We start from the raw sequence: 15,957 nt of genomic DNA, 5'->3' as shown, positions 1-15,957 counted from the left end.
TGATTATCCTACTTCTGCCACTTTTGTTTTTAAATATTGAATGAGATGTTTTGCATCTGGCAACTCACCTGTAGCTTCCTTGATGAGATCTTGCGCATCCAATTCCTTTCCTCTCAGATGGATTTTTTTACGAAGCCAATCTAATAGAGAACTAAAATCTCCTCTTTTTGAAAATGCCTCATTATAATCAGGATTTTCACTTTCAAACTTAGAAAAAAGCTGAGCGGAAAAAATGTTTCCTAATGTATAGGTTGGAAAGTACCCGAATGCCCCCATTGACCAATGAATATCTTGCAGTACACCTTCCGCATCATTTTCAATTTTGAGCCCTAGATACTCTTTTATTTTCGAATTCCAAATCTCTGGTAAATCTTTGACTTTAATTTTTTCATTGATCAGATCACTTTCTATCTCAAATCGCAAAATGATGTGCAAATTGTACGTTACCTGGTCTGCCTCAACTCGAATTTTACTCTTTTGGGTACTGTTTATATATTGATATAAACTCTGAAATGTAATTTCGTTTTCATTCAATTGAAAGTCATTCATTACCTTGGGGTAAATAAACTCCCAAAAGGATCGACTTCTGCCAACTTGGTTTTCCCATAAACGGCTTTGTGATTCGTGCATCCCTAAGGAACAAAATTCTGCGATTGGGTTCGGCCAATCTTCAATTCGTGACAATCCTGCTTCATACAGTGAGTGGCCAGTCTCATGAAGAACTCCGAAGATGGAGGAAAGTGGATCGGATTCAGAATAACGGGTCGTGATACGTTTATCATATTTTCCTAAACTAGTAGAAAAAGGATGGTGGCTAGTATCCAAACGACTTTCACCACGGGACAGACCTAGAAGACTAGGGAGATCTTTGCAAAATGATTCTTGCAGAGCAGCTGGTATTGGTTTTGAAAGTGGTGAGGGAAAAGATTTGGCTGAGGCAACAATGGGAATGAGATCTTTCTTTAAGCGATCAAATAGTTTTGCGATCTCTTCTGTCTTCGCTCCTTTTTCATATCCATCCAAAAGTGCATCGTAGGCTGTGCTCGTATAACCAATATAATCTGCTTGTCTCTTCGAGAGTGATACAATTTTCTCTAAGGTAGATGCAAAATCAGAAAACTTTGCATTCTTTCTTGCTTCTGCCCAAACTCCATGCGCCTTGTTGGTCTCTTGTGCAAACTCTGCTACAAATTCTGAAGGAAGTTTTTTGGCCTTATCTCTTTCTTCGGCTAGGATGGCAAACTCTCTTTGCCATCTACTCCTTTGCGAGGGATCTAGACTCGAAATCGACTTCTCCGCCTCTTGGATCAATGTTTGGTATTCTTCACCCGTTAACCAATCGTGGGTCAATTGGCTTATGTCGGCAATTTGTTGGGAGCGATATTCGCTTCCCTCTTTTGGCATCGTTACCTCAGAATCCCAATGGAGTAAAGATGTGATATCTTGAAAGGATTTCAGTTTTCGAAAGAAATTTCGGTACGTAAGGATAGTGTTCGGGAGTGCCATTCTCTCCCATTCTGGAAAGGGAAAGGATTCTGAAATCAAAAATCATTGACCAAAGACCTCTCATAAAAACTATGTATTTACCCACTTGCGGGTGTGGTGTAACGGTAGCACAGCAGCCTTCCAAGCTTCTGGCGAGGGTTCGAGTCCCTTCGCCCGCAGATAAATCCAGACAACAAACATATATAAGGGACGAGAACGATTGCGAGGCTTTGCGATTGTAGCGACCCATAGGAAGCGTAGCAATCGCACCGAAGACAGGATGTCTGAGGAGCCGAGCAAGACGGGCGGAGTTCCGTAGGCACGAAGCCTATTTTTCTTGCATTTGTCTCGCACATAGAGAACCTTCTAATTCTCTCATGAAAGGAATCTCTTACCTTCCTACAGAAATATGGAGTAAAATTTTCCAACTCAGTCCGGTTGGAATCACGATTACCTCTCTCGTGACTGGTAAGTACGTAGATGTCAATGATCGTTTTTTAGAATGGCTCAAATTGGACCGAGAGCAGGTCATTGGAAAATCTTCACTTGAATTGAATGTCTATGCAGACAATCGTTCCAGAGAACAATTGTTTGAATTGATCAATCGTGATGGCCACATCGATAATTTTGAAATCAATATTAACCCACGCTATAGTGATCGTTCCATTCTCATAAATGCCAGAGTCATTGAAGATGGAAAGTATTTACTTTCGATCGGACAAGACGTAACCGAGTTAAAAGAGAAGGAAAAAAACAATCTCCTTTTGCAGCATGAACTCCAAGTAAAAAACCAACTCTTTGAGAACATGTTTCGACTGAACCCAGCTGCTGTAAGTTTGTCGGATGCAAGCACTGGGCTATACATTGACATCAACCAAGCATATTGTGATTTGATTGGATTTTCTAGAGAAGAAATCATCGGACATACCTCACATGAATTGAATATTTGGATCACACAATTTGACCGAGCTAGTTTAATGAAAATTGTCGAGGAAAAAGGATGGAGCACAGGTTTAGAAGCCTCTATCCGAACGAAAAATGGTGAGATCCGTCATGTTCTTTCTGGTAACACATTGTTCCATTACCAAGGAAGTTTGAAACTTTTAGCAATCCTTATCGATGTTACGGATTCAAAGAACAATAAGTCTGATCTCGAAAATGCTGTTTTTCTACGCACCAAGGAATTGGAAAAAACATTAGAAAATTTAAAGCTTGCTCAGGAGCAATTGATACAATCAGAAAAAATGGCAGTCCTTGGTCAGTTGGTAGCAGGAGTTGCCCATGAAATCAATAACCCTATGGGGGCTATTGCGGCACTCAGCCAAGATCTACAACATCGCAAATCAGAATTCTCGAATCACCTACTAAAGCTAATCACGGTTTTGAATGTATACCCACCTAACCGTCAACAGCAAATGATATCAATCATATCTGATCTCTTTTTAGCAAAGTTTGAACATTATGATTTTTTATTAGCTCGAAAATTACGAAAGGATCTTGCCATTGCCTTTTCGAATAGTCAATTTACCGATCCATTCCACTGGGCAGATGAAGTAGTCGATCTTGGTTTAGCAAGTGTGATTTCACAGAGACTCATGCAATTGGACGGCAGTATAGATTCTGAATTATTAAAAATAGTATTCTCAGAACTCCATGGTCTTAGGTCCTTAGATTTGATCCAAGAAGCAGTCGAGCGAACCTCTCGTATTTTGTATAGCTTACGAAACTACACCTTCCTCAATCATTCCAAAGAAAAGGTCAAAACTAACGTCCTCGATACGATCCAAACCGTACTCACACTTTACCAAACCAAAATCAAAATGGGAGTTGAATGTACAGTCATAGCTGAAGTAGAACCCATTGTAGATGCCTACCCCGATGAGCTTATCCAAGTCTGGACAAATTTAATTTACAATAGCCTCCAAGCCATGGACTTCAAAGGAAAACTTACAATTTTGGTCGAGAGTGGTGCACAGGAAACATCTGTTACCATCATAGACAATGGTCCAGGTGTCCCAAAAGAGTTGCGAGAAAAAATATTTGAGCCTTTTTTTACCACAAAAAGCCACGGTGAGGGCTCAGGCTTGGGATTAGGAATTGTAAAGAGATGCATTGAGGAAAATTTAAATGGGAAAATCTCACTTGATTCAAAACCAGGTGAAACAAAATTTAAAGTCATACTACCAAACTATGACAACAACTCGACTTAGATACCTCGGCCTACTCGAAGGACTCAGCCTCCTTTCCCTTTTATATATCACCATGCCCTTAAAGTATAAATACCAGATGCCTTTGCCCAACCAAATTTTGGGAATGGTGCACGGCATCTTATTCGTGTTTTACGTCGTTTTTTTGTACCAAATCAAAGAAGAACTTAATTGGTCTTGGCAGAAAACTATACAACTCTTCCTATGTTCCGTGCTTCCTTTTGGTTTTGTCTATGTGGAATGGAAAGAGCTTTGGAAGTAGCGCAAAACCTACATTAGATAACGCTTTCCTAGTTTATCACGCATCATCGGATTGGCTCCCATTTGTATGAGCAAGTCGCTAATATGGCCCATTTGGTCATAACTGTAACTGATATGTAAAGCTGTGACTCCATTTTCATCCGCCACATTGGGGTCAGCACCCTCGGTAAGAAGTAGTTTCAAATGCTCTTCTCTTCCATTTTCCGTGGCTAGGTGCACTAAAAACCGACCACTAGAAGTCTTTTGGTTCAGATCTTTCGCTAGAAACGGTTCTGCAAATGCTAGTTCCCTTCCCTCTTCGATCACCAATCCAAGAAAATCAATCTTCACGCTAGAAAACCTCGGATCCTCGCCCAATGTCTGGACCAAGGACAAAAACCTTTCTAGATCAGCACCGATTATGGACTGGCTCAGACTCCGTAACTGCACCTTCCATACATAATCCTTCCATTGGCTTTTTAGGTATTGGAACATTCCTCCATTCTGCGGGAGTCTCCAGAGGAGAAAACTTACTTTTGCCCAAAGAGAGTTCGGAAATAGATTTAGGTATTTCCCAAACGGTTTTGCACATTTGATTTATTTGTGTAAAAAATGTGTTAAAAAGATTGACAAATTGATTTACATATGGCAATTTCCCTAAATAGAAAAGGAAATTCAGGAAATGAAAAATATAATCGTAAGCGTAATCGCACTCCTATTCGCAAGTAGCGTCAGTGCACAAACCTATACCGTGTTCATCCACGGAAAATCAGACAAGAACCACAACGGCGTTGGAACCACAGACGTAAATGGATACTGGGGAACATCGGCAAATACCGTTTCTGGAGCGAAGATTTTCATTGGTTATGATGGAACATCTGACCCAAGAACCTACGGAAGCTCTCGTGCCCAAACCAATATCACAACCGGTCTTACAAACTACTGCAAAGGATCGAATACATGCAAAGTTGTCTGCCATTCAGCAGGCTGTTACGCGATTGAATTCTGGCTTTCCAACCTAGGCGGAACTGCATCTTCCAAAGGTTTCAACCTTACGAAAGTAACTGCGTTGGCAGCTGCCTCTGGTGGTTCCGAACTTGCCTCCGCTTTGAATGGAATTTCATTCGGATTTGGCGGAAATGCGATGGATAAATCCCTCATCGTTGGAACGGCACGCGGTGCCTTCAACCACAACAACACAGGCGGAGTTACAATCCACCATGTTCCAGGCTACAAAGGAGCATTTGGTGCCTCTGCAATCCTTCCTGGAGAAGATGACTATGCTGTCGCATACCACTCTTCTTGCGGATACAACCGTGCTGGAGGATTAGACAAATGCCAAACTTCGATTGTGAGTGGAGGAACTACGTATACCCAATACACTGGACATGTCAGAGCATCTTCACTTACATCCACTGGACTCTATAAAAACCACAGCGAAATCAAAAACGAAGGGACTCGTTAGTCCTACCAAAAAAAGGAAAGGTGGTTTCTCACCTTTCCTTTCCTAAACCAATCCATTTACTTTTGAAACAAACTTGCAAGAGAGCTTATTTGGCTAGCGATGTCTTGTTTTGGTTCTTGTCCATCTGGGGACAATTTATCAATCACAAGAGGTAGAAGCTGACTCACGATGCCTGCGGTTGCGTCTGGATCCAATCCCACTTTCTCAGAGAGCTGAGAGATTTGCTCCTTTCCTAGCACGGAAACAAGATCTGAGGATTGGATCGATTGGTTGTCACCAGTTCCAATCCAAGACGAAGCAACTTCTCCGAACCCTTTCTCTTTGAACTTCTGGACAAGACCAGAGACTCCACCGTTTTCTTCGATGATTTTCTTAATCCCTTCTACAATTTGGGGATTGTTTTGGACCAAATCTATTGCTTGCGAGGCAAGTGCTTTCAAACTTTCAAATAAACTCATAGACCAAAACTAAAGAATTTAGATCCTTTAGGAAAGTCTGAAATTATTTTTTGATGGATTCCAGATAGATTTGGATGCCTTCTTCGCCACGCTCATCCGCTAAAGCCATGGGGCTTAGCCCTTCGGCATTTTTGATCTTAGTTTCTGCGCCTTTTTCCACGAGAAGTTTTACCAAATCGATATTCCCTCGAAAGACTGCGCGGTAAAGAGCAGTTTCCCCCACTAGATTTCTGTGGTTGATATTTGCCCCCCGGCTGAGGAGGAAGAGTACCAAATCACGTTTTTCGTGATCGGTGGCCCGAATCAGAGCCGAATTTCCTAAAGGATCCTTTTGGTTGATGGGAACTCCTTTTTGCAAGAGTTCCTCAACTAAATTCACATCGCCGGCATCCACAGCCCGAAAGAATCGAATCTCTAAGGGAATCGGGTCTTTTTTCACCTGTTCTTCTCCTCCACAATGGAAGATAAACAGCAATCCGAAGGACATGATCCATGAAGAATACTTTTTCCAGTCTAACAAAAGGTTGGAACTCATAATACTAATTAGGCATGGTTAAGATATGAATCGTCGATCTTTTTTTCTCAGTCTCATCATTCTGTGTTTTTTCCCGGGATGTATAACCATCATCGAACCAGGTGAAGTCGGTTTGATGTGGAAACCTTATAGCAGTGGCTTAGGACAAAAGCCTCTCGAATCCAAGGTCCAATTTTATTTTCCCTGGAATAGTGTATTTACCTATTCCATCCAATGGAAGTCCTACCAAGAAAAGGTGGAGGTGCTCACACGTGATGATCTAACGATTGTTGTAACAGCACAAATCATAGCGCGGGCCAAGGAAAACGAACTCTATGATTTACAAATGGAAGTAGGAACCGATTATTACGAAAAAATCATCAGGCCTCAATTCCGAACAGCCATCCGAAATGTGCTCTCGGCTTATAATATGGTTTCGATTTCAAAGGAAACACCAAATGTTTCGATCCAAATCAAGAAAAACCTACTCGAAAAATTAACCAATAAACACGTAGACATTGATGACGTGATCATCGATGACGTGGAGTATAGCCCGTCAATTTTGAGAGCAATTGAAAACAAACTCACAAAACAACAAGAACAAGAACAAATGAAATTTGAAATCAACATTGCAAAGCGGGATGCGGAGATTCAAATCATTACTGCAGAGGGAAAGGCCAAGGCAATCCTAATCGAAGCCGAGGCTCAATCCAAAGCTCAAAAGTTATTGTCAGAGTCCATTACGCCGAAGTACATCCAGCTCAAAGCCGTGGAAAATCCCAACAATAAATTGATTATTCTACCTGGCGGGAAAGATGGTATGCCACTCCTTTTAAATGCAGATAGTGTGAAATAAAGACTTCTCTGCAAATCAAAAGAAAGGAAAGGAAAACCGGACAGATTGTCCGGTTTTTTTTTGTTAAAAAAGTTTGTAAGTCATACTCGCGCTAATAGTGTAGCCAATTCTATAGGCCATAAATAGCTTTTCTTCATTTGTTACTTCATCTCTTTGATAGACTCTGAAACGAGTATCGAAAATGTTTTTAGCCGCTAGCTTGAAATCTAAACGTTCGTCTTGCGTATAAGAATAGACTATATCCGTTAAACCAACACCGCGTTCGTATGCATCAGGAGTTCCATTCGCACCCACGGAATAAATCCGATCCCCAAAATAGTTGTAATATACTCCGATGGTTTGGTTTCTCTTTTTGGTTAAGAAAGTATCAAATTTTACGTTGTAGACAAACTCTGATTGGCCTTGCAAAGGTCGCGATGTATTGGTCGGATTGAACAAGGCAACAACAGAGTTTCTATCTATAAACCCACCTCGAATTGCTTGTAAGGTAACCCAATCGATCACATCAACTCTGGATTTGATGAAAAAGAAATTTGTTTCCACTCTGAAGCGTTCCAAAAATTCTTTCCTAAAATCTAATTCAACACCTCTGAGAGTTGCCTGCTCAGCATTTGTATAGCTGAATCTGTTTGAAATTGAACCTGCGACTGGAAATCCAACCATTTCAATAGGCGAGCTAAGATTTTTTTGAAATACGCCCACTCCTACATAGTCATTTTGTGTAATATAATATTCCCACCTTACATCATAGTTATGAATGTAAGTTCTCTTTAAGTTCGGGTTTCCAAAGATACGGTCTGCTCCAAAATATGGAGTAAAACCAAAGGGAGAAAGTTCGCGCAAATCTGGTCTGGTAACTGTTTGTGTTAAACCAAATCGCAAATTCATATCCTTATGAAATTCCCAAACGAAGTTTGCCGATGGAAGTAGATCTTTTTTTGCTAACTCACCGATACCATTGTTGTTTGCATCACATATTCTAGAATTAACCAAAGCTAACCTTTGGTCTTCATTATCAACCCGACAGCCATAGTCTAAATTTCTAATTGAAACTTGGTCCTTAAGAACAAATGTTTTTACTTTTTGATAGCTATCCTCATAGCGAACTCCACCTACAAATCTAAATTTGTTCACCAATGGTAAGTCAAACTGTATAAAATTTGCACGAAGTTTTTGCATCGCATCGTAAGCATTTGGTTCTACTTGACGTTCAAAAAAAACTTTATTTGCTAAGTCATTGTTATTTCTATTCGGCAAATAGTCAGTAGGTATGAAAGTCAATTCGCCTGGTACTGGCCATAAATCACTTACTCGAGATGCACTAACCCCGATCTGGGATCTTTGGTTAAATTCACGAAATCTAAAGTCTTTAAATCGATCGATATTCAAAGTTCCTATTTTTAAGGATGACTTTAATCCGTTCCACTGTTCAAAAGGAATCTCATATTTCAAACCTGTTTGCCTAACAGTATCTTGGGATTCTGAAAAGAATCGTGATCCATCTGGGTTTCCACCTAATCTTACAAAGGGGGTATTTACTGCAGAAGGTGGTTCACTACGTCTCCAAACCTGTTGTGTAAGATTTGGTTCATCTCTATTGGCAACAGAATATCCGAACTGCCATTCAAGTTTATGTGGTCTAGCCATCGATCCTAATTGTATTGCATGGTCTCCGCCTAAGACTGAATTGAATATTTGTCTGCTCGTGAAGGTATTGGTTTGCGCAATGAATTGAAAATTATCGATTCTGTTCACCCCAAAGTTTGTATCTCTTACATTTGTATCTGAGTTTACAGAATAAAGATTTTTAAAGTAAACTTGCTGACCTTTGGTGATCTCATAAGCAAAGTTTGCATTCGCGGCACTGTTTACCTCTTTATTGTAGATAGTTGCATTCTGTTCTTGAATTGGTGATAAAAATGTCGCGTCAGGTAAGGGCACCGACCCTACAAAACCCGGAATATATCTTACCTGTTTTTCTGTTTTGGTCCGATACTCGACTGCCCTTTGGAATCCAACAAATACACCCAATCTCTGACCAGAATCTGTTATTTTAAAAGTATTTCCAACATTGAAATTAAAACTCTTGTCATACCCAGCTTGGTCAGACGTTGGGGTCCACTGTTGGTTAAAGGTTAGTGCCCCGATGTTAACCAAATTTGGCGGTAGACCACCAAATCGGTTTCCAGGCTCAAAAACCACATAACTTGGGAGGCCACCTACTAAGGAAGGAAGTTGTTCATTCGCTGTAGGCCTTCCAAAAAAATCGCCTGCATCAAAAGATTTAAACTCTCTGTTAGTTGAAATCTTATTATAACTTAATCCTACACCAAGATTCATCTGGAACTGATCAGGGTATTCTTGAGTCTCAATTTTTACTAAACCTCCGGAAAATTCTGCAGGGTCTTCCGGAGAGAAAGTTTTCATTACCCTGATATTCTTGAGCATGCTTGAAGGAAAAATATCGAGTGGTACTACTCGTTTGTCTGGTTCAGTTGTGGGAACAAAAATGTCGTTTACTGTAGTATTGGAATACCTTTCCCCTAAACCTCGAACAAACACATACTTTCCGCCTATTAATGTAATCCCTGTTACCCGCCTAACAACGTCGCCTGCAGAGGAATCTGGACTTTTTTTGATAGCCTCTTGTGAAATTCCGTCAGAAACTGTGCCAGATTTTCTCTGTAAGGCAAGTAAAGCTGATTCAGTATTGTTCTTGGCTCGGTCAACAACCTCAACTGTTTCAAGAGTTTGTGCTCCAAAAGTAACATTTATTGTTTGAGGTTTTCCAGAGGTGATTGTTACTTTCTTTTTTTGTGGGCCGTATCCATACATTTGGTATTCGACCTCGTACTCACCTGGCGGTAGATCGAGTGAGTACTTGCCATCGAAGTCAGTTTTTGCAAATTTCTTTTCGCTACGAACGACAATTGTGGCACCAAAAACAGCTTCCCCGTTCTCTGAATCTATGATCGTTCCCTTAATCGAGCCATTTGCCTGCGCAAGAAGGGAGAAGGAGAACAAAAACAAAAAAATGTTTGCGAGAATTATTTTCATACAATTTCCTAAACGAGCCTGAGCTAGTTTGCGTCATCGTTTTTTTTGGAACCAGATTTACGAGTGATTGTTTTCTATTTTCTGTTACAAACCGGTGACAATTTAAGGAGCAATTACTGCTATTTTACATTTTTCTTTATGGCAAGCTACGAGTTTAATCTGTTCAAGAGTGAGTCCTGCTTTAGCATTTTTAGTTTCCAGAACTACAGAATCTAGCTTCCATGCTTTCCAGGGTCCATATTCTCTTGTTTCCGGCCGCCAATGAAACTCTTTAATATTTCCGTTAGATCTAAGTAAGCTAGCAGACAAAGACTCCATGCCCATTTTCTTCCTTTCTATAAATGAAGGCCAATATTGGTCCATAGGAGTTACGTCTAAAGAGGTCCCATGGCCAAGCGTGTGGGGAAGGAAATACTCTTTATACTCCTCATCGCTCAGAATAAACTTTGAGATTTCATTTTTTCTATTTTCCTTTAAGGCTACTAAAAAGGAGTGCACGGCACTTTCGCGATCCGTCATGCCACCACTCATCTGAATAGGAAGCTTTTGTTTAGACAAAGAATCTTTATGGATTTCTTTATAATCGACTGTTTTTAATTCATCTCTCCAATCTTTCTTTTTACAATCTAAAACAAAAAAAAAGAGAAGTGTTAATAGAATCTTAATTTTTTTCATTTCTATAAATTAAAAAAGCCCCGCATAAATGCGAGGCTTTTCATACCTTTTAATGTGTCACTGAATGATTATCTTGCTCGATAAACAGTCCAACCACTCCACCATCTTGAAGTATCAGAATTTTGTGCACCTCTGTTAGGAGCTCCAGAAATTGCTGCAAAATCTGGTTTCGTTGCACCGAATCCACAACCAGAATCTGCTACGTTTCCTAATGCTGTAATTGGTAAGGCTGTCAAAGTTGCCTGCACGTTATTACAAGTCGCAGCTCCTGCATTTGTTACTGCGCCTGATTGGCCAGCGTAAACCGTATTTGCCATAGTCACTCCACTGTTTGGAAAGCCAGAGTTGTTCGTGCACTCAACAGCCGGGCCTGCAAAATTCCAAATCAATCCATTAGAGAATGATCCGCGCATACCCTCACGTAATCTCATACCAGATCCACCAACTTGGTTTTGTCCTATGATAGTAAAGTTAGAAACAGTTGGATTACTTAAACAACTTGTTCCAGTTGGATCCGCTCCATTGGTCCCAACACAAGTCTGTCTTCCTGTTCCGGAGTTTGTTCCATCCATTTCAAAGGAGTGAGGATCAGTTGAAAAAGATCCACCGCATGCAGAAGGATACTTAAGAGCAATCAAGTTTGTAAGCGTTGCCGTTGAAGTTCCTGAAGAGTTCACTCCGTATCCTTCATCAGCATCAAAGTCATCATCTAAACCACCTGTCGCAACGAGGTAGCTTCCGCTAATAGTGCCGCCCCACCATTCAAAGCTGTCATCAAGACCTCGGTGTGTTTGAACATATTGCAAAGCTGCTCCAGAACCAGAATTGTCCACAGAATACATTGACAAGTTATTCAACTCATCACCTGGTGCTACCTCGTTTCCTGCGAACTCGATGATCGTATAACGTAATCGAGAATTGCTATTTGAACTACCAGGATAAGCAACAGGAGTTGTTCCCTCCGTTTGTCCAGCGGAGTTTCTGGAATTAAAACCATTTCCTACGAGGACGATTCCACCCCAATCTCCCGGAAATCGAGAACCAGGTGTAGCAGCAGAAGTAAAACATACCGGAGACTCAGCAGATCCATTCGAAATAAGAGAAGCTCCTCCGGTGAAGAATAGGGAAGATCCTCGTTGACCAAAGATAACTGTTCCAGGTTCAACTGTGATAACAGCACCGTTATTTACGCTAACTGTTCCAGAAAGTAAGATACCTCCAGACCACGTTTCACTAGCAGATATCGTACCTGATTTTGTTGTTGGACTTCCTGAGAGTCGATTTCCATCACAAACTTGTTCTCCTACTGTCGGACTCTCTAAATTATAAGTGCCTTTCTTTACAATTACAACTTTGTCGATTCGAACACCAAATCCATCTGTTGTCACAGATACTTGATCCTTTGAAGTTAGATTTGATTCATTTACTCTTACTGTAAGAGTTCCCCGTCCCTGGGAATTGGTTAGGGCATCCGCAGAAAAGTCGGGAACTGGTGTGGACGCTGTAGGTGAGCTCGTAGATGAACCTGTAGCAGAACAACTGTTTGTAGTAGCTGTTAAAACCGAAGCAAGATTACTTCTTAGTACTTCTATATCAAAAGTTGCATCCGCACGATTAATTCTAAAGTTGATAGTGAATTCGCCATTTGTATTTGCTATTAGAGACGAGTTGCTGCTACAACTACCAGATGTTGATGTTAAATAATCACAATTGTTGATCGCATAATGACTAGCAACGTTTGTAGCACAAGATGCACCATCTTGGATTGTTGTCGTTTCAACAAGAGCTCCCGATCCGCCAGATAGTTTAATCAAGCCATCTCGCATTCTCGTATTGGCCGGAGCACCATTGGAACCAGTATGAAGGATACCAGTAATAGTCACTGTGTACTCAGGTTGATTTAAAAATAGCAAAGCAGCCAACAGCAAACCTGTATTATCATCTTTATCTTTTGGACAGTTGATTAAGTTCAGAGAGACAAGCATCACTGTTGCCATCACTGTAACTTTCTTCATTAAATGTTTCATTTGATCCTCTTTCGATCTTCTCGAATTTGTTTTCTGGTGGGATTTCCCGTGCGGGAAAATGTGTAAAATTCCCTCCAGACGAGTGTAAGGATGCCATTTCTATGTTACGATGGCATTACAGAAGTATGAAGGTTTGGTGAAACCCTAATCGGAAGATTTTGTCTTTTTCAACTTTTGTAGTATTTTTCCAAGGTTGCTTTTGATCCGCCGGACTTGGTCCTCCGTCAGCACCAATTCACCTCGTTCCGCTTTTTCGATGACGAGCTCAGCTTTTTCCACAAATGTAATGGCTGCATCATCCACTGCCTCCTGATTTGCCTGTTTTTCGCGGTAAGCTTCCAAAGATTTTTGGACATCCAACAATTCTTTGGAAATTGAGCCAATGGTTACATTTAGATTGATGATATCTTCATTCATTATTGGTAGAGAACATCGATGTATTTTTTCTTTGCTTCTAAGTGCTCTTTAAAGGTAGCAGAAAAATGATGAGATCCATCCGGTTTTAATAAGAAAAATAATTTATCTGACTTTTCAGGTTTGAAAGCAGCAACCAGAGCAGGCAAACCTGGATTCGAGATTGGACCTGGTGGCCATCCACTATTCATATAGGTATTGTAAGGTGAAATGATCTTGAGATCAGTTTCAAAGAGTCTTTTTTTGGGTTTGTCAAATAAATACTGAATAGTCGCGCAAGATTCAAGATTGATGTTTTTTTCGATTCGAGTGAGAAAGACACCTGCCATCATAGGTCGCTCTTCTTTTCGAACCGCCTCCCTTTCCACTATCGATGCTAAGACAACTTTTGCATGTAAATCGGCAGGAGAGATACCTTTCGCTTCCGGAATTGTTTCCAATTTTTTTAGAAATCGTTTGATCATCATATCAACAATGCGATCAGCCGGGTAGTTCAAAGGAACAGAGTATGTTTCTGGAAAAAGATAACCTTCGGTTGTGTTAGATGGAATTTTATATTTGTCCAACAAAGCCTTCAATGAAGCAGCAGCTAAAAATTCATCTCTTGATTTAACTAATTTTTTAGTGATGAGGAGATCTGCTATCTGACGGTTGTTGTATCCTTCTGGTACAGTAAAGGTGACTAATTTCACCTTGCCAGAGACGATCAAATCAAGGATCTTTCTCGAACTCATGCCATCGTTGATCTCGTAAACACCTTGTTTGATCTTATTTCCAGCTCTCGTAAATTTGATAAGGTAATTGAAATAGACTGTTGATTTGATCATCCCTGCGGTTTGAAGGTCTTTTACAATAGCGGAAGAAGGTTGCCCAGGTTCAATGATGAGTTCATATGTATTTTGTCCATCACCGACTGCGCCACCCTTTCTCTCATCGATGATATAGAATGCTGTGATAGCTAAGGAAGAGAGAAAGAGAATCGAAAGCATTGCAATGAATGCTAATTTTTTGAAATTAATCTTCAACATATGGTTACATCTAACATCTTGGAATCTGCTTTGCTTTCCCTCAATATATTTTTAGCTCTTTAGGAGGACCGGTTCACGTTCAAGACGAATTCCAAATTTGGTCTGAACTTGCATGCGCACAATCTCTTCTAGTTCCAAGAGCTCTCGAGTAGTCCCTCCTCTATTGACCAAAGCTAAACAATGTTTCGTGGAGACTCCTACCGATTTATAGCTTAGACCTTTTGTGATTCCACTTTGTTCTAGGAGCCATGCGGCGGAGATTTTTGTATACCCATCCGCGTCTTTAAAAAGGTTTGGAGGATTTAGATTCAATTCTTGGAATCTATTCATTAATCTTTCCAAAGACTCTGGACTCAAAATAGGATTGGTAAAATAGGATCCCACAGACATTGTGTTCGGATCTGAAGGATCAAGGACCATAGATTTGGCCTTTCTTAGGCTAAGGATTAGATTTCTAAACTCTTCTAAGTCTTCCAATCTAGATTGAGTTACTGGTCTTTCCTTCTTTCGAGCGCTCCATGCATTTTCCACTTCTGGGTACTTCACGCAAATTGGTTCCACCTTTGAGAGTAAAAAATGTACACTCAATACGATAAACTTTTGAAAAGCACCAGATTTAAAGGCGCTGTTGCGGTAGGAAAAGCCACACTCTTCTCGGGAGAATTCATATATTTTTCTATCGGGACCCAATGCGGTAACAGATTCTATTGTATTGGAAACTTCTTGTCCATAGGCACCTATATTTTGAATGGGTGATGCACCGACAGTGCCAGGAATTCCAGATAAACATTCTATACCAGTTAATCCTTGTTTTATGGTCTGTTCAACAAATTGATCCCAGGACATTCCTGCCTCGACCGAGATCTGTACGAAGTCCCCCAGTTCCCTTTCTTGGATACCCTTGGTATCGATTTTGATGATCAGACCTTGGTATCCATCATCAGGAATGATGGTATTGGACCCTCCCCCCAAAATCCAAAAGGGAATCCCCTTCTCCTTTGCAAAATCTAGTCCGATGTGTACATCGCTTTGTGTCTTGCAGGAGAGGAAATAACGCGCAGATCCTCCAAGTTTTAATGTGGTGAATGGAAAGAGCGGAATGTTTTCCTGGATCGGCACAGATTCCAATAAAATGGTTTTGTTTGTTTCGTAAGTAAAAATTTTGGAAGAAATGAAAACTAAAACCAAAGTCTACCAATACTCTGGATGTGGAACCTGCAAAAAAGCTCTGCAATTTTTAAAACAAAATCAAATTGATTTCGAATCCTTACCGATTCGTGAAACTCCGCCAAGTTTGACGGAATTGAAACTAGCCCTAAAGAAAATCGGAGACCTAAAAAAACTATTCAACACCTCTGGCGTAGACTACCGAGAAGGCAATTGGAAAGAAAAATTGGATACTCTATCGCCAGACCAAGCCCTTTCTGCGCTTTCGAAACATGGGAATTTGGTCAAAAGACCATTTGTAATTTCTGGCGACACCATACTTGTGGGATTTAAAGAAGAGGAATGGAAATCTACTTTCGGCTGA

At 40.5% G+C, this 15,957-nt stretch carries 15 protein-coding genes and 1 tRNA gene; 6 read left to right on the top strand and 10 right to left on the bottom strand.

Going from position 1 to position 15,957, the window contains the following annotated elements:
* Positions 1-3: 3 nt before the first annotated feature.
* On the bottom strand, positions 4-1,506 hold the full coding sequence (locus tag DI060_RS15125; RefSeq protein WP_108978162.1) for a carboxypeptidase M32: 1,503 nt from the start codon (positions 1,504-1,506) through the stop codon (positions 4-6).
* Positions 1,507-1,593: 87 nt separating this feature from the next.
* Here DI060_RS15125 and DI060_RS15120 point away from each other — a divergent pair.
* From DI060_RS15120 to DI060_RS15110, 3 genes are all read left to right on the top strand, one after another.
* Positions 1,594-1,664: transfer RNA gene (locus DI060_RS15120), tRNA-Gly, on the top strand.
* Between the two features lie 198 nt (positions 1,665-1,862).
* Positions 1,863-3,695, top strand: a complete 1,833-nt coding sequence (locus DI060_RS15115) for a PAS domain-containing sensor histidine kinase (protein ID WP_108977775.1) — start codon at positions 1,863-1,865, stop codon at positions 3,693-3,695.
* Positions 3,676-3,954 (top strand): DUF3817 domain-containing protein, encoded by a 279-nt coding sequence (locus tag DI060_RS15110; protein WP_108977774.1) that lies wholly within the window; start codon positions 3,676-3,678, stop codon positions 3,952-3,954. The genes DI060_RS15115 and DI060_RS15110 overlap by 20 nt, the downstream gene beginning before the upstream one ends.
* 8 nt (positions 3,955-3,962) lie before the next feature.
* Here the strand turns inward: DI060_RS15110 and DI060_RS15105 are convergent, their stop codons facing one another.
* Complete coding sequence (locus DI060_RS15105) at positions 3,963-4,427, bottom strand: ankyrin repeat domain-containing protein (protein WP_108977773.1); 465 nt, start codon at positions 4,425-4,427, stop codon at positions 3,963-3,965.
* 187 nt (positions 4,428-4,614) lie between these two features.
* Between DI060_RS15105 and DI060_RS15100 the strand changes: the two genes are divergently transcribed.
* Positions 4,615-5,397, top strand: coding sequence for a hypothetical protein (locus tag DI060_RS15100; protein WP_108977772.1), 783 nt, complete (start codon positions 4,615-4,617; stop codon positions 5,395-5,397).
* Positions 5,398-5,453: 56 nt separating this feature from the next.
* Here DI060_RS15100 and DI060_RS15095 read toward each other — a convergent pair whose 3' ends face one another.
* Together DI060_RS15095 and DI060_RS15090 are read right to left on the bottom strand one after the other, a co-directional pair.
* Positions 5,454-5,855, bottom strand: a complete 402-nt coding sequence (locus DI060_RS15095) for a YidB family protein (protein ID WP_108977771.1) — start codon at positions 5,853-5,855, stop codon at positions 5,454-5,456.
* Between the two features lie 43 nt (positions 5,856-5,898).
* Positions 5,899-6,390, bottom strand: a complete 492-nt coding sequence (locus DI060_RS15090) for an ankyrin repeat domain-containing protein (protein ID WP_108977770.1) — start codon at positions 6,388-6,390, stop codon at positions 5,899-5,901.
* A gap of 25 nt (positions 6,391-6,415) precedes the next feature.
* Between DI060_RS15090 and DI060_RS15085 the strand changes: the two genes are divergently transcribed.
* The gene (locus DI060_RS15085) at positions 6,416-7,225 is read left to right on the top strand and encodes a prohibitin family protein (protein ID WP_108977769.1); all 810 of its coding nucleotides are present in this window, start codon (positions 6,416-6,418) and stop codon (positions 7,223-7,225) included.
* A gap of 63 nt (positions 7,226-7,288) precedes the next feature.
* Here DI060_RS15085 and DI060_RS15080 read toward each other — a convergent pair whose 3' ends face one another.
* The 6 genes from DI060_RS15080 to DI060_RS15055 all read right to left on the bottom strand — a co-directional run bounded on the left by DI060_RS15080 (position 7,289) and on the right by DI060_RS15055 (position 15,614).
* Positions 7,289-10,282, bottom strand: coding sequence for a TonB-dependent receptor (locus tag DI060_RS15080; RefSeq protein ID WP_108977768.1), 2,994 nt, complete (start codon positions 10,280-10,282; stop codon positions 7,289-7,291).
* Positions 10,283-10,384: 102 nt separating this feature from the next.
* Positions 10,385-10,957: a hypothetical protein gene (locus DI060_RS15075; protein ID WP_108977767.1), complete on the bottom strand. Its 573-nt coding sequence runs from the start codon at positions 10,955-10,957 to the stop codon at positions 10,385-10,387.
* Between the two features lie 68 nt (positions 10,958-11,025).
* Positions 11,026-12,984 (bottom strand): hypothetical protein, encoded by a 1,959-nt coding sequence (locus DI060_RS15070; RefSeq protein ID WP_108977766.1) that lies wholly within the window; start codon positions 12,982-12,984, stop codon positions 11,026-11,028.
* A gap of 144 nt (positions 12,985-13,128) precedes the next feature.
* Complete coding sequence (locus DI060_RS15065; RefSeq protein WP_108977765.1) at positions 13,129-13,401, bottom strand: hypothetical protein; 273 nt, start codon at positions 13,399-13,401, stop codon at positions 13,129-13,131.
* On the bottom strand, positions 13,401-14,417 hold the full coding sequence (mltG, locus tag DI060_RS15060; RefSeq protein ID WP_439956935.1) for an endolytic transglycosylase MltG: 1,017 nt from the start codon (positions 14,415-14,417) through the stop codon (positions 13,401-13,403). The genes DI060_RS15065 and mltG overlap by 1 nt, the downstream gene beginning before the upstream one ends.
* Before the next feature lie 60 nt (positions 14,418-14,477).
* Positions 14,478-15,614, bottom strand: a complete 1,137-nt coding sequence (locus DI060_RS15055) for a UDP-N-acetylmuramate dehydrogenase (protein WP_244594436.1) — start codon at positions 15,612-15,614, stop codon at positions 14,478-14,480.
* Here DI060_RS15055 and DI060_RS15050 point away from each other — a divergent pair.
* Positions 15,598-15,957, top strand: a complete 360-nt coding sequence (locus tag DI060_RS15050; protein WP_108977763.1) for a Spx/MgsR family RNA polymerase-binding regulatory protein — start codon at positions 15,598-15,600, stop codon at positions 15,955-15,957. The two genes, DI060_RS15055 and DI060_RS15050, sit on opposite strands and share 17 nt — an antisense overlap.

It is taken from the genome of Leptospira ryugenii (assembly GCF_003114855.1).
Taxonomy (GTDB): domain Bacteria; phylum Spirochaetota; class Leptospiria; order Leptospirales; family Leptospiraceae; genus Leptospira_A; species Leptospira_A ryugenii.
Note: the sequence above shows the minus strand (reverse complement) of the source record. Positions and strands in the feature narration are given on the sequence as shown.